The following is a 14501-nucleotide window of genomic DNA, read 5'->3' as shown; positions in this document are numbered from 1 at the left end:
AGTGGTTCGAAAATATCGGCGCTCAGGGACACGATAATGCGTTATTTTTCAAGTCGGATTTGTTTTTATGGAGCCAGTGCCGAAAAGCTGGATAAGCGGCCTGTGAGAGGGCAAAGGGTTTACCGTCTATTTCTCCCGAAATGGACGCCACGTTTGTAAATGGCTTATCAAAAAACAATTTATGGACGGCTTTCCCATTGGAATCTCTAATATAGATGGCATTCCAGATATCATGTGACGGGTATTCTTGATTGTCTGAAATTTTATATGATAAAATTATTTTCAAAAGGCTATCATTTTCACCGTTTATTTTATGTGTGTATGCATTCGCATATATTGGAAGCGTATCTTCATTGACACTGAATCTTGACGCTGAAAGAGGTGGCCGCATGAATATTTTCTCAATATAGCAATTTTCATGTACATCCGATGCAAGGGTCGAATTTATTGGCATCAATAAAGAAAAAATTAATGTTGGATAGTTATATTTTCTCATGTTCCCCTCATTAATATAAAATTCTCTAAATATAAAATGGATTTCGAAATTTTTTCATGATGCTTCTATGAATTCGATTAGAACTACAAGGTAAAAATTTCGTAAAGTAAATTTAAAAACTAGCCTTTCGCGAATTTTCTTGAATGGGGTTTAGTTCATCATATTCATATCGATTAAGATGTATTTTGAGGCGTATGGGGAGTGCTCCATTATTCAGTGATCAGACGCTAAGGCGAATCATAAACTAGCACGTGACAACGATTTTTTTCACATAAGGCCAAACGTGCAACACCACAAAATTATAAAATGATAAAGAAAAATAACCATCTTCCGGTATATCTTTATCGTTATAGAAAATATAGAAATAAATATAAAATAATAAAAGTGTAAATAAGATGTAAGTTACTTACTTTCAAAAATAATTATAAATACAAAAATGTTATTTTATAACGGTTATTACTTTATAAATTCATAAGAAAATAAGAAATATTTCTAATTATGCCGAAAACGTTACCAATAACAGTAACTGTAATCACCATCCTGTTATACCGAACAAAAAATAGTCATTTCTATTATCGGGGAAAAATCCGGATGAAGGGGGCATAACGTATCAAACTATGTCTCTGGAGAGCGCCGTTGGAAAAATTACCTGATCCCAATCCTGTCCCGGTCTTTCTCTCCCGCAGGCGTCTCCTGGCTCTATCCGGCGCCTGCATCACCGCTGCCGCAATCGGAACGGTTAAGAAAGGTTCTGCTCAAGAAATAGTAGCATCGAACCGGAATGGCGTTTCAGATTTTATGCAACTATCAACCTTTGCCACCGGCCATAAAAATCTGGATCTCGCTATTGGATCCGCGCTGCTCCTTGCGTTTGAGGCTCAGGCACACGATTTTTCTGCTCGCGTAGCAGCTCTTCGCGAAAGGATCGCGAAAAACGGCTATCAGGATGTTGAGGCACTGGAGGAAGGTCTGAACGGGGATCCTTTGCATGCCACGCTCCTGCAGATTATCCGCGGTTGGTATGCTGGCGTTATTGAAGGTGGAACGAGCGCCAAGGTTTACGCTTTCGAAAAAGCGCTGATGTATCAATCGTCTCGCGATGTCGTCGTCATCCCGACTTATGCTCATAACGGGCCAAATTACTGGGTTGCAGAGCCCGGTTCCGTCGACGTCATGCCGGAATTCTAAGGAAATTATCACAGTGAAAATGCGATATTTTCGTTCTCTGTCCGGCACTGCCCTGACAACGGTTCTGCTTTTCGCAGGAGCGTCTGCACTGGCACAACCGACGGAGCCCACACCCGCTTCAGCTCATCAACCATCTGTCAGCCGCGGCCATTATCTTGCGATCGCAGCCGATTGTGCTGCGTGCCATACAAACGGACGGGATGGTCAATTTCTGGCTGGTGGATATGCGATCTCATCCCCGATGGGAAACATTTACTCCACCAATATTACGCCATCCAAAACTCATGGCATCGGAAATTACACGCTTGAACAGTTTTCTCAGGCGTTAAGGCACGGCATTCGCGCAGACGGTGCGCAGCTCTATCCGGCCATGCCTTATGACGCCTATAACCGCCTGACGGATGAAGACGTTAAATCGCTCTACGCCTACATCATGAACGAAGTAAAACCTGTAGACGCGCCATCGCCCAAGACACAGCTCCCCTTCCCGTTCTCTATCCGTGCCTCACTGGGTATCTGGAAGATTGCCGCGCGCATTGAAGGCAAGCCATATGTCTTCGACCATACCCACAACGATGACTGGAACCGTGGGCGCTATCTGGTCGACGAACTGGCTCATTGTGGCGAGTGTCACACGCCACGCAATTTTTTGCTTGCGCCTAATCAGTCAGCTTATCTGGCCGGAGCAGATATAGGCTCATGGCGTGCACCGAATATCACCAATGACCCTCAAAGCGGCATTGGCGGCTGGTCTGACCATGATCTCTACCAATACCTGAAAACCGGCCGAACGGCTCATGCACGTGCGGCAGGGCCGATGGCTGAAGCCGTTGAGCACAGTCTGCAGTATCTGCCAGACGGGGATATTTCAGCGATCGTGACCTATCTCCGTTCGGTTCCGCCTAAAGCAGAAGCTGGCCAGACGGTTGCCAATTTCGCTCATCTTGGTCGCCCATCAAGCTACAGCGTTGCTGACGCGAATGCGCGTCGTAACAACAGCACCCTGTCCAAAACAACGGACGGGGCAGCCCTCTATGAAGCCGTCTGCGCTAGTTGCCACCAGTCGGACGGCAAAGGATCAGCAGATGGATATTATCCCTCCCTCGTGGGGAATACCACGACCGGGCAGCGCAACCCGAATGATCTGATTGCCAGCATTCTCTATGGCGTGGACCGCACAACGGAAGATCATGAAATCCTGATGCCAGCCTTTGGCCCGGGAACTTTGGTGCAACCGCTCAATGATGAGCAGATCGCAACAATCGCAGATTACGTTCTGAGCCACTTTGGCAACGCGCAGGCCACTGTCTCTGCCGATGCGGTGAAACAGGTTCGTGTTGGCGGCAAGCAGGTCCCTCTCGCCAAACTCGCAAGCCCAGGCGTGATGCTTCTGCTCGGAGCGGGTGGCGTTTTAGGGGCAATCATCGTGGTGGGTGGCGTCTGGTGGCTGATCAGCCGTCGGAAACAGCGTGTCGCTTAATAGAATTCAAAGGTAAAATCATGTCTGGTGAAACGCTTTCGGCTGATGTCGTCATTATCGGAGCAGGAATCTGTGGGTCCCTGCTCGCCCATAAACTTGTTCGCAACGGTCTTTCTGTCCTGCTCCTGGATGCCGGTCCTCGGCGTGATCGCTCCCAGATTGTGGAGAATTGGCGGAATATGCCGCCTGACAACAAGTCCCAGTATGATTACGCAACGCCTTATCCCAGCGTTCCGTGGGCGCCCCACACCAACTACTTTCCGGACAATAATTACCTGATCGTCAAAGGCCCGGACCGGACGGCCTACAAGCAGGGCATCATCAAGGGCGTTGGTGGTACAACCTGGCACTGGGCAGCCTCAAGCTGGCGGTATCTGCCAAACGATTTCAAGCTGCACTCCACTTATGGCGTGGGGCGCGATTATGCCATGAGCTATGACACGCTAGAGCCGTACTACTACGAGGCAGAGTGCGAGATGGGCGTGATGGGCCCAAATGGAGAGGACATTACGCCGTCCGCCCCGCGCAGAAATCCCTGGCCCATGACATCCATGCCTTATGGATATGGAGACCGCACCTTCACCGATGTGGTGAGCAAGCTTGGGTTTTCCAACACTCCTGTTCCGCAGGCCCGTAACAGTCGTCCCTATGATGGCCGTCCACAGTGCTGCGGAAATAACAACTGCATGCCGATCTGCCCGATTGGAGCGATGTACAACGGCGTCTATGCCGCATTGAAGGCTGAGAAGCTGGGCGCCAAGATCATTCCGAACGCTGTCGTGTATGCGATGGAGACGGATGCCAAGAACCGGATCACCGCCATCCGCTTCTATGATCCGGAAAAACAGTCTCATCGTGTCGTTGCCAAAACGTTCGTCGTGGCTGCCAACGGCATTGAAACACCCAAACTGCTTTTGCTCGCGGCCAATGATCGCAATCCGAACGGTATTGCAAATTCATCGGACCTCGTTGGCCGGAACATGATGGACCATCCGGGCATCGGTATGAGCTTCCAGTCTGCTGAGCCTATCTGGGCTGGCGGCGGTTCGGTGCAGATGAGCTCCATTACGAACTTCCGTGACGGTGATTTCCGTTCCGAATATGCCGCCACACAGATTGGCTATAACAATACGGCTCAGAACTCCCGTGCTGGCATGAAAGCTCTATCCATGGGCTTGGTTGGCAAGAAACTGGACCAAGAGATCCGCCGTCGTACGGCTCATGGTGTGGACATCTACGCCAACCATGAGGTTCTCCCTGACCCAAATAACCGTCTCGTCCTTTCCAAGGATCATAAGGACGCTCTCGGTATTCCCCATCCCGAAGTCACGTATGACGTGGGAGAATATGTGCGCAAATCAGCGGTCATTTCCCGGCAGCGCCTGATGGACATTGCCAAGGCCCTTGGGGGAACCGAAATTGAAATGAGTCCGTTCTTTACTCCGAACAATCACATCACCGGTGGTACCATCATGGGCCATGATCCGCGTGATTCTGTCGTGGATGAGTGGCTCAGAACCCATGATCACGCCAATTTGTTTCTTGCTACAGGCGCAACAATGGCGGCGTCTGGAACGGTGAATTCCACTTTGACGATGGCTGCGCTCTCACTCCGCGCCGCCGACGCCATTCTCAACGACCTGAAACAGGGGTAAGTGTTTTGTACAAACTATTTCAGCGCCGGACCATTGGCGCCGTCCTAAGTATTCTCATCGCAACAGCAAGTCTTACGGGGCTTGCATCAGCGAAGGACCTGACCGTGAATTTAGAGACGTCAAATACCCTCATCGATCAGGCCAAGAAGCTTGCGGTGGCCAGTCATGCCCGTGTCGCCATCGCTATTGTTGATGCGGGAGGAAATCTGGTGTCTTTTCAGAAGATGGATGGGACACAACTCGGGAGTATCGAACTGGCGATCCGCAAAGCCAAGACCGCGCTCTCATTCGCTCGTCCAACTGCTGACATGGAACATGCCCTCAATAGCGGGAATTACATGATCAGCACGCTGCCGAATGCCCTTCCCGCCGGCGGTGGATACCCGATCATGGTGAACAACGAACTTGTAGGGGCTCTTGGTCTGAGTGGTGGCGAAGGTGAAACCGATGCTCATCTCGCTCAGTCCACAGTCACCACCTTCCTGCAGACTTCAAAGGCAAAGAGCACTGAATGAAAACCCGACGTCCAATGCACAGGAAAAAACTCGCTGGCTTTTTCCTGTGCGCGGCCCTGGGTATCGTTGGTCCCGGCCGTCAGGCGCTCGCCCAGAGCGAAACTTCCCAGAACCTTGCAACACCTGAATCCTACAAGTCCCGTGCTTTTGCGATGGAAGGCATGGGCACCTTCGCGGTCGGTCCCCTCGTCCCGTCTCTTTATGGGAATCCTCATTTGTTTGGAGACTGGGGCGGTGCGCAGACATGGCTGACAAAGCACGGCATGTATTTGAACGTCGCGCTCAATGAAGAATACATGGCCAATGTCACGGGTGGCCGCACGCGGGATAACGTGCTGGCCGGTCAGGTGGCTGCCGAACTGGATGTGGATTGGCAGCAGCTTGCAGGTGTGAAGGGTCTCTGGACGCATCTTCTCGTCATTAACGGCCATGGACGCAGCTTCAGCCATACACTGGGCGATTCAGTCACCAACCCTGAACAGATCTACGGTGCCCGCGGTAACGTGGTTGCCCATCTTGTCTCCATGTATGCGGATAAGTCTTTTCTGAATGACCGCATCATTTTGTCCCTTGGTGATATTCCGACGGGAAGCTTCTTTGCGTTTGATTACGTCGCCTGTTCCTTCATGAACGTATCCGTTTGCAGTAATTTTGCTCCCGGAAAATACGTCCCGGGTGGACGCGATTGGCCCTCCGGAAACCTTGGTGGTGTGCTGCGTCTCCGTCCGACGGAGCAAACTTACATCATGGGAGGCGTCTTCGCGGTTTCGCCCCATAGTTACAACGGTGGCATTTCAGGCTGGGCCCTTGCTCAGAGTGGATTGGGTAAAGTCTCGTCGCAGATTGAAATCGGCTGGATGCCGTCTTTCGGTAAGAACAAACTGCGAGGCAACTACAAGCTCGGCGCCTGGTACGATAACTCGCGTTACCCGAACCTTTACGAGGACGTGAACGGCAACTCCTTTCAGGCGACGGGCCTCGGGCGTCGCTATGAGGCCGGGATGACTTCCGCATGGTTCATGTTTGACCAGATGTTGGTCCGCAATGGGCCCGGCGTTACTGATGGGCTTATTCTTATTGGTGGTGTTGGGTATGCGCAGGGCAATCTTGTCGCCATGCGAGATCATGAGTGGATCGGGATAGTCGATAGCGGGACGCCATGGCATCGAAGTGGCGATCAGGCTGGTATCATGTTCCAGCATATGGACATGAGCCATACCGTCACCCTTCAGCAGGAATCATCCCTCGCGCTTGGCCTGCCCTATCTGGATAATCAGTGGGGCCCTGTTTACGGGGTGCAGCATTGGGAGAATGTGTATGAAGCGTTCTACAGCACCCATCTCATGCGAGGTACAACGTTGCAGGCAGACTTTCAGTATCTCCAACGCCCAGGGGCTACGACGACCTTCAAAGACGCCGCTGTTATCGGAGGGCAGCTGACTTCCAATTTCTGATTACCAGAAGTTCGGTTCAACCATATTGGCTTTCTGCACTCCAGATGACGGGACAAAAGCTGACATAGCGGCGTCCCATCATTTGGTATTATGGCTGAAATTCCCGTTCTTTAAATTCAGGAATTTCAGTTTTCACTCTGGCACAACGCAGGTAAAGCTGGCCGCCGTGGTCATAGGGCCGTGTCCATCATATCGGGCAACTTGCGGCCATGCACAGAGCGGTCTTGTGCGTATAATCTTCCCGTTCTCGACCCGAGAGGCAATAATCGTTTGTGGAGCGTCGTGACGTACGACCCACGCATCGATCGCGCCAAGCTTGTTGAACGTGTCGCACCCTGCTCCGCCATAGCAATGCCCCATACCCGGGATTTCAAGGAGGCGAGCAGACTTCTGTCCTGTTGGTCCGGCATGCTGCATGAGGGCCTGATAGTATCCGGCGAGTTCCTGCGGGTTATGCCCGTCATTCCAGCCAATATACATTAACAGCTTCCCCCCACGCTTGAAGAAGGGCGTCAGATTGTCATCGACATGAAGCAGCGGGCCAAGCTTGCTGGTTGCTGAGGCGATGTCAGTGTCCCACTTCAGTGTGGTCCAGTCCCATGCGGGGTTCTGAAAAGCAGCATATCTGAACAGATCGAGAGCCACAGGAAACGCTTTTCCATCCGCTGAAAATCCGTCTTCACTGCCCTTCGCAGGCCCGGGGAAGATAACCTTGCCTGTTTTGGGATCAATCGGGCCGCGATAGACCTGCTCCACCGCTTTGACCTCATTGGCCGTCAGGCAGCTTTTCGTATTTTTTCCCTCGCACAAAAGCTGCTTAGCCTCGAACCTGCACTTGTCTGGCTCGTCAAGAAAACCCTGGCTTTTCCCGACCGGAGAGGCACATGCCGCCATGACTGCGCGGTTCAAAAGCTGGAACTTCTCGCGCCCCACACGCAGTGCGGGATCATGATAGCTCATCCACCCTGCCCAGAGCTGCTCACTATTGAAATTGACAATCGGGTTAGGAGGCGCTCCAGCAACGATGCCGTCGTAATCATCGGAGTAACGCTTGGCTTCGATCAAGCCTTCCAACCCGCCCAGGGAGCATCCAATCCAATATGCATGGGAAGCGTCTTTCCCATAAAAGCGCCGGACGAGCTGCTTTGCCATAACCGTCATCAGGTGGTCAGCGCGATAAGCATAATCCACCAGCTTTTCCGGATGGCCTAGCGTGAAACGTCCACCCTGTCCTTCGGGCGTAGAACTGTCATGGCCTGTATCCGTGCTTGCAACAGCATAGCCTTCACCCAGACCCGTCACCATGCCGTCATACATGAGAGAGCCTGCCCATCCGAAATTTCCGACCCCAAGCAGCTTTCCGTTCCAGCCCTGTAGCGGAAGCCAGATTTCTGTTTGGATCGCTGAATCTGAAGACGGACGGAGCGTCATAGCCACACGGCAGAATGCCGGATTGGCCGCCTGAACAGGATGTCCTGCAAGGTTCATGCCGGGGGCTGTCATGATCCGGCTCAGATTTGTTTGCGGGCTGTGCCACTCTCCGGCGTCTATGGTTTCAACCTTGGTAAAGGTCGCATTGGGAAGTACCAGTCGAGCCAGATCCGCGCAGCTGGCAGCACGCGCCTTTGAAGACAAAAGCAGAGACCCTGAGGCCAAGAAGAACGCCCCCACTGCACAAGTTGCCAGAATTTGACGCGGCAATTGCGTGTGGCGAGAGCGGCGTGATTGCATGATTGGCATAGCGTCCTCGGCTTTTTGCTTTCTTGGCGTTGTCCGGCGTACCAGAGATCAAGCCTCTGCAACCCAAGACAGCACGACGCAGTCTGAACACCTCAAAGCTGAAGAGGTAAAGCCTTGATCCGTTCCGTGCTGCAATGCAGTGTTTCAGTCTCGCTTTTCGGAAAGGGGCATCAAACGGTAGGAGCACCAATGAGGGTGGGCGGGATGACGAGTAGATTTTGGATGATTGGTAGCCTGTTTATGGCCAAATATCCGTCCATTGCGGCCAGTACTCTACAATTTCGGAAGAAAGCGTCCGCTGGATCAACCATGGCCTTCATGGAGACGAGCGCTGCCATAGGGTACAGTTTCCTTATGTTGCACAAAAGTCTGGTACCCTTCCCTGCTTCCGTAGACCGGCTCCACTTATCTTGTTTGTATTAGTTTTGGGTCACGGTCTGAAACAGCGTGGTTTGTGAACTGCCTGCTTTCCTCAGATCCCATATTTTCCGGCAAAAACGTTCTCCGAACCAGTCGGACTATCAGCTGAACTTCTCTTCTGGAGACTTTTTTTGCCGGAGACATCTCATAAAACCGTGGCCTTTTCTGCTCAGTCTGACGCGGGAGAGGCTCTGCGTTACTCCCCGCTTATTGCTTTTACCATGGCTATTGCGACGTTCATGCAGAACCTTGACGGAGCCATCATCAACACCTCCCTTCCAACAATGGCGCGTTCCTTTGGGGTGAAGACGCTTGATCTTTCGATGGGTGTGACCGCATATCTTCTGGCGTCGGTTGCTATTTCACCCATCTCTGCCTGGATGGCCATGAAGTTTGGTGAGAAGCGCGTCATGTGTCTGGCCGTAGCGTTTTTCACGCTATCGTCCCTGCTTTGTGGTCTGGCGGAGACACTTCCCATGTTTGTCTGCGCGCGGATCGGACAAGGTTTGGCCGGTGCCGTCATGATGCCTGTAGGCATGTCCATCATCCTACGCCACACGCCTAAAGGCGACCTGATGAAAGCGCAGTCCGTCACTGTATGGCCTGCTTTGTCCGCTCCAATCATTGGCCCGGTTCTAGGCGGCTATCTGACCGAGACCGTCGGATGGCGCTGGAATTTCTGGCTTAATCTGCCCATCGGAATTCTAGCCGTTCTGATCATGCTGCGTGTGGTCCCTGCCGAACCTGCGGAAGGAGCAGGAAAGCTGGATATCAAGGGTTTTGTGCTTTGCGGGACAGGTCTGACCTGCCTGCTGTCTGGCCTTCAGCGCATTTCTGAAACGGGAACGGAGCAGATTGTTGCATGTGGCCTTACAATAGCAGGAGCCATCATCAGCCTGTCAGCCGTTCGTCATCTTAAAGCTCACCCTACTCCCATTCTTTCTCTGGAACCTCTTAAACGCGCCAGCCTGCGATATGCGGCCTTCTACCCTGGGCTAATTTTCCGCGCTGTATTTTCCTCTGCCCCATTTTTGCTTCCGCTGTTTTTACAGCTTGGGCTTGGATTTTCTCCCATGCAGGCCGGAACATGGCTGCTGGCCTATTTCTGCGCCAATCTCGGCATAAAACCCTGGACGTCTACCATCATTCGGTGGGGCGGCTTCCGGAACGTCCTCTTCTTCAATGGCTTACTCGTCGCGGTGTCGCTGCTCCCCTTTACCTTGCTGAACACCCAGACATCTCCAGTCTTGCTAGGTCTTTCCCTTGTAGTCGCGGGGTTATGTCGCTCGCTCCAGCTCACCAGTCTTTCGACGATGGCCTTTGCGGATGTCAGTCACAACGAAAGGAGCAAGGCCGCTGCCATCATGTCCATTCTAGGACAGGCGGGCTCAACTGTGGGCGTTGCCATTACTGCTTTCGGGCTTGCCATGCTCTCTCACGTGTATGGTCACGCCTCAATCAGTCTGCGCGAACTGCATATGGTCTTTCTGATGACTGCTGTGATCGTGCTGATTGGCACATCTGGTTTCTGGAAAATGTCACGTGATCTCGGGGCAGAAATTTCAGGAAAGCGCAGCTGAATTGAATGCAATATGCGGCTCACGGTAAGGTGAGATGACGACGCGAATGCTATAGTCTTCCCGCTCATTGCCGTTGCTACAGCACGCGGTTTCTGCTTCCCCGCCGTGATGCCTAGAAAATTGTGATCGGATACCCGCAAGCAATCTCCATTTTTTCCAGAACTCTCGCGCAGTTGGGAGCGTTCACTAAGTATCCAGCTTCCAAAGGTCCGTTTTTTCACTGGACCTCATTGCAAATCACGAAACTGACTGTTTTCGGTTTGTGGGCGGTTGATTAGCCGAAACAGACAATTACCAGTCAGCGGAGAAAATGACATCATGGCTTACCAGACGGTCAATCCTTTCACCGAACAAACTGTAAAAACGTACCCTGAGCACACGGATGCGCAAGCGTTCGAAGCTCTCGGTAGAGCTGATGCAGCTTTCAAATCAGCTGACTGGGGTCAGGGGCCGATCGAGAAACGGCTATCTGTATTATCAAAAATTGCAGATCTCTTTGATGAGCGCGCTGATGATTTGGCGCATGCCGCGAGCATCGAGATGGGTAAGCGGTTTTCTGACGCGAAAGAGGAAGTCAAACTCTGCGGCGGTATTGCACGCTTTTATGCTGATCACGCGAAAGAGCAGCTGAAGCCCACATCCTGCGAGACATCTCTTGGAGAGGCGTGGATCGAAAATGCGCCGATTGGAACGCTCGTTGCTGTAGAGCCATGGAATTTTCCTTTTTACCAGTTGGTCCGTGTTGTTGCGCCAGCGTTCGCGGTAGGGAATTCCGTTCTCATCAAGCACGCGGAAATTGTCCCGCATTGCGCAGAGCTTTTCGAAAGCCTCGTTCGTGACGCAGGCGCGCCGGATGGTGCCTGCGTCAACCTGTTCATAACGCCTGACCAGGTCGCTGCTCTCATTGGTGATGACAGAGTGCAGGGCGTCGCGCTTACAGGATCAGAACGCGCTGGCGCAGCGGTGGCGGCTACCGCAGCCAAGCATCTAAAGAAGTCCACTCTTGAACTGGGTGGCATGGATATCTTTGCAGTTCTCGATGACGCCGATCTCGCCCGCGCTATTAAAATCGGCACAGCAGCACGGCTTTCAAACGCTGGGCAGGTTTGCACCGCGGCCAAGCGCTTTATTGTGCATGAGAAAGTTGCAGACGCGTTTATTGCTGGCCTGAAAACAGAGTTTGAAAAAGCCCGTTTGGGCGACCCGCTGGATCCGGCAACCACGCTGCAACCGATGTCGTCCAAGGCCGCATTGGAAACAATCGCCAAGCAAGTGGACGAAGCTGTGAAGCATGGTGCTCAAGTTCTGACGGGCGGAAAGGTCGCTGATCGGACCGGTTTCTTCTACGAACCCACCATTCTGACCGGTATCGACAAGAACAGCCCTTCGTTTAAATCGGAGTTCTTCGGACCGGTGGCGCAGGTTTATGTTGTGAAAAGCGAAGACGAACTGGTTGCGTTAGCCAATGACTCTCCATACGGCCTTGGCGGATCGGTCTTCTCGAAAGATCATGAGCGCGCCAAGAAGCTTGCCTCTCAGATAGAAACCGGCATGGTTTTTATTAACCAATGGACCAGCACAGCGCCGGAACTTCCCTTTGGTGGGGTCAAGCGATCTGGCTACGGACGTGAGTTGGGCGACCTCGGGATCATGGAGTTTGTTAATCGCAAGCTGGTCGTCGTCGCGCACGGCTAACGGGCTCTTAGACCCACGTATGCGCTTTTATCTGGTGCTCAATATTATGAGCGCTGGATAAAACTGCGTAACCTGATGCCCGCTCTATTTGTCATAGTTTATGTTTGTATCACCAGCCTCTCTCTCAGCGCAGTCTCCGCAAGTGAGCGCCTGTAGAGAACAATGTAAGATTTTCCATAGCCCTCAGACTATGGAACCGACGACTTCTTCCAAATTTCAGTGACTGGCCATCGAAATGATTGACGCTGTCATTTCTACGCGTAAACCGTCGGGATCGTAGTAAAGTTCGGTCTTCCCCTGATGCCCCAGACCAGCCTGTAACAGGCGAATTCCGAAACCTGTCCGGTTTGGCATTGTCACCGATGGGCCGTCAGTTTCCTGCCAGGTCAGCATCATAGCTGACTCTGGTCCATACCCTTCGATCGTCCAGTTCAAACTCACGATCCCATCAGGGACACTCAGCGCGCCATGCTTCAGGGCATTCGTGGCCAGTTCATGAAGAACCATCGAGAAGGACGTTGCCGTATCGGGCCCCAGGCAAAGGAAAGGTCCGTTCACTTTCACCCTTCCTTCCAAGCCGAGCGGCATCATGACTGCCACTGTCAGACTGGCAAGGTCTGTAGATTGCCAGTTTCTTCTCATCAATTGATCATGCGCTGAACCTAGCGCAATCAGTCGCGCGGTGAATGTTGTGAGCGCGCTCTGATCCTCAACACCTCGAAAACCCTGATGGGCCAGGCTCTGAACAATGCTGAGCGTGTTCTTCAAGCGATGAAGGATTTCATGGTTAATCAGATCCTGGCGGGACAGAGTATCCCACTCATCCAGGCCAGCAAAAATTCTGTCGGCAGCAGTGCGGATGAAAGACGTCTCGTCCACAGTCCATTCTCGAGGCTGGGAGCTATGGACAAAAAGGCAGCCCGTCAGGTCTCCTCCCCTTATTTTCGGGACCAGTACCTGCGCAATGACATTCACGGACTGATAGGCAGCCTGTTCGACACTCATCCAAGATGTGTGGGTGATATCATCCAGAATGAAGACGGAACCTCCGCGAAGGAAATCTGACGTATGCCGAAAGGCTTCGAATGAGAATTCCCCGTTGATGGGTGGCATGTCAGCCGCACACCAACTCTGCTCCACAGTGAAGCGCTCTTCCCGCATGGAAATGCGGGCGAAACCAACGCGCTGCGCATCAATGCGATTTCCAAGCAACTGACATGTTTCCTGAAGGGCCTTCTGGCGCGTTTCGGCAGTCCGAAGGGCATCACCAATGGCGAGAAGCGTTGTCAGTCTGGCAGTCGCATTTCTTTCGGGTGTAACGTCCTGAAGAGTTCCGATCAGCCGGATCGGGCGTCCGGCTTCGTCATGATCCAGAATACCCTGACGGAGAACCCATCGCTCTTTTCCGTCGCTGGCCCGAAGGATGCGGTACTGCAGCCTTAAAGGAGCAGTTCCTTCAAGAATTCGGTTCAGAGTGGGGATCGTCACCTTGTCATCGGGATGGATCAGGGCAATCCATTGCTCTGCCGAAAGAGTAGGAATCAGATCGATGCCTGCAATCCGGCAGACCTCGGGCGACACGGTGATGTCTCCCGACACCAGATCATACTCATAGATGCCTATGCCGCCAGCCGCTCCCGCTGCTTGTTGGAGAGCATATTTTTCCAGAGCATGGCGCCGTTCTGCTTCGGCCTCCCGCACCCGCTTCGCAGCACGCTGGCTGCGAAGCTGCTGCGCCGTAAAACGTCGTTCCTGAGTAACTGACGCCTGCCTCAAATCCATCAGACGCATGGACTGCCGCGCCAGTGCAGCGAGACCATCTTTCTGATGTGAGGACAAGCCATCAGATCGTGTTTCAAGATCGACAACGCAAAGGGTACCGACTACCCTTCCCTGGGTATCGAACAGTGGATAGCCCGCGTAAAACCGTAGTCCAGGCACACCGCAGACAAGTGTGTTCTTCTGGGTGTAAGGATCTGCCAGCATGTCAGGAATAACAACCGGAACCTTACGGGCAATCACTTGCCCACATCCTGAATTTGCAAGCGGACCGAAGGGCTGGTCTGTACCGACACGGGCTGAAAACCATAGCCTGTCCTGATCGAGAATACTGACAAGGGCTATGGGAGTTTGACACAGTGCAGCGGCTGCGATCGCGATGTCATTCAGGTCCGCGTCGGAAAAGGCCGACAGATCTCCGTAGGCATTCACCCGGTCAAGTCCGTCGGCAGAGCCCATTCTCAAGGTATGTCCAAATCCTGCATGGTATCCAGCATAC

The 14501-nt window shown here is 52.6% G+C and carries 10 protein-coding genes; 7 read left to right on the top strand and 3 right to left on the bottom strand.

Annotated features, from left to right (window positions below; genetic code table 11):
• Nucleotides 1–22 precede the first annotated feature (22 nt).
• The gene (locus GCE01_RS16685; RefSeq protein ID WP_145995794.1) at nt 23–496 is read right to left on the bottom strand and encodes a hypothetical protein; all 474 of its coding nucleotides are present in this window, start codon (nt 494–496) and stop codon (nt 23–25) included.
• A 636-nt stretch (nt 497–1132) separates the two neighbouring features.
• On the opposite strand from GCE01_RS16685, the gene GCE01_RS11700 reads away from it, so the two are divergent.
• Genes GCE01_RS11700 through GCE01_RS11680 form a run of 5 tightly spaced genes read left to right on the top strand, consistent with a single transcriptional unit; the run spans nt 1133 to nt 6788 of the window.
• The gene (locus GCE01_RS11700; protein ID WP_167386161.1) at nt 1133–1684 is read left to right on the top strand and encodes a sugar dehydrogenase complex small subunit; all 552 of its coding nucleotides are present in this window, start codon (nt 1133–1135) and stop codon (nt 1682–1684) included.
• A gap of 19 nt (nt 1685–1703) precedes the next feature.
• Nucleotides 1704–3164, top strand: a complete 1461-nt coding sequence (locus GCE01_RS11695; protein WP_167386160.1) for a cytochrome c — start codon at nt 1704–1706, stop codon at nt 3162–3164.
• 20 nt (nt 3165–3184) lie between these two features.
• A complete protein-coding gene (locus GCE01_RS11690) occupies nt 3185–4819 on the top strand; it encodes a GMC family oxidoreductase (RefSeq protein WP_086634285.1) in 1635 nt (544 codons plus the stop codon).
• A 5-nt stretch (nt 4820–4824) separates the two neighbouring features.
• Nucleotides 4825–5334, top strand: a complete 510-nt coding sequence (locus GCE01_RS11685; RefSeq protein ID WP_244591200.1) for a GlcG/HbpS family heme-binding protein — start codon at nt 4825–4827, stop codon at nt 5332–5334.
• Nucleotides 5331–6788: a carbohydrate porin gene (locus GCE01_RS11680; RefSeq protein WP_099213004.1), complete on the top strand. Its 1458-nt coding sequence runs from the start codon at nt 5331–5333 to the stop codon at nt 6786–6788. Before GCE01_RS11685 ends, GCE01_RS11680 begins: the two co-directional genes overlap by 4 nt.
• 132 nt (nt 6789–6920) lie before the next feature.
• On the opposite strand, the gene GCE01_RS11675 is transcribed toward GCE01_RS11680, so the two are convergent.
• A complete protein-coding gene (locus GCE01_RS11675) occupies nt 6921–8528 on the bottom strand; it encodes a tannase/feruloyl esterase family alpha/beta hydrolase (RefSeq protein ID WP_099213003.1) in 1608 nt (535 codons plus the stop codon).
• A gap of 575 nt (nt 8529–9103) precedes the next feature.
• Here GCE01_RS11675 and GCE01_RS11670 point away from each other — a divergent pair.
• The gene (locus tag GCE01_RS11670; RefSeq protein ID WP_244591198.1) at nt 9104–10528 is read left to right on the top strand and encodes an MFS transporter; all 1425 of its coding nucleotides are present in this window, start codon (nt 9104–9106) and stop codon (nt 10526–10528) included.
• Nucleotides 10529–10843: 315 nt separating this feature from the next.
• Complete coding sequence (locus GCE01_RS11665; protein WP_211516778.1) at nt 10844–12223, top strand: NAD-dependent succinate-semialdehyde dehydrogenase; 1380 nt, start codon at nt 10844–10846, stop codon at nt 12221–12223.
• A gap of 216 nt (nt 12224–12439) precedes the next feature.
• Here GCE01_RS11665 and GCE01_RS11660 read toward each other — a convergent pair whose 3' ends face one another.
• Nucleotides 12440–14461: a GAF domain-containing protein gene (locus GCE01_RS11660; RefSeq protein WP_099213001.1), complete on the bottom strand. Its 2022-nt coding sequence runs from the start codon at nt 14459–14461 to the stop codon at nt 12440–12442.
• Nucleotides 14462–14501 lie beyond the last annotated feature (40 nt).

Source organism: Gluconobacter cerinus, assembly GCF_002723935.1.
Lineage (GTDB): Bacteria > Pseudomonadota > Alphaproteobacteria > Acetobacterales > Acetobacteraceae > Gluconobacter > Gluconobacter cerinus.
Note: the sequence above shows the minus strand (reverse complement) of the source record. Positions and strands in the feature narration are given on the sequence as shown.

Coding starts and splice junctions, on each gene's coding strand:
- GCE01_RS11660 (WP_099213001.1), bottom strand. CDS start 14,461: ATGGGCTCTGCCGACGGACTTGACCGGGTGAATGCCTACGGAGATCTG.
- GCE01_RS11695 (WP_167386160.1), top strand. CDS start 1,704: ATGCGATATTTTCGTTCTCTGTCCGGCACTGCCCTGACAACGGTTCTG.
- GCE01_RS11680 (WP_099213004.1), top strand. CDS start 5,331: ATGAAAACCCGACGTCCAATGCACAGGAAAAAACTCGCTGGCTTTTTC.
- GCE01_RS11675 (WP_099213003.1), bottom strand. CDS start 8,528: ATGCCAATCATGCAATCACGCCGCTCTCGCCACACGCAATTGCCGCGT.
- GCE01_RS11690 (WP_086634285.1), top strand. CDS start 3,185: ATGTCTGGTGAAACGCTTTCGGCTGATGTCGTCATTATCGGAGCAGGA.
- GCE01_RS16685 (WP_145995794.1), bottom strand. CDS start 496: ATGAGAAAATATAACTATCCAACATTAATTTTTTCTTTATTGATGCCA.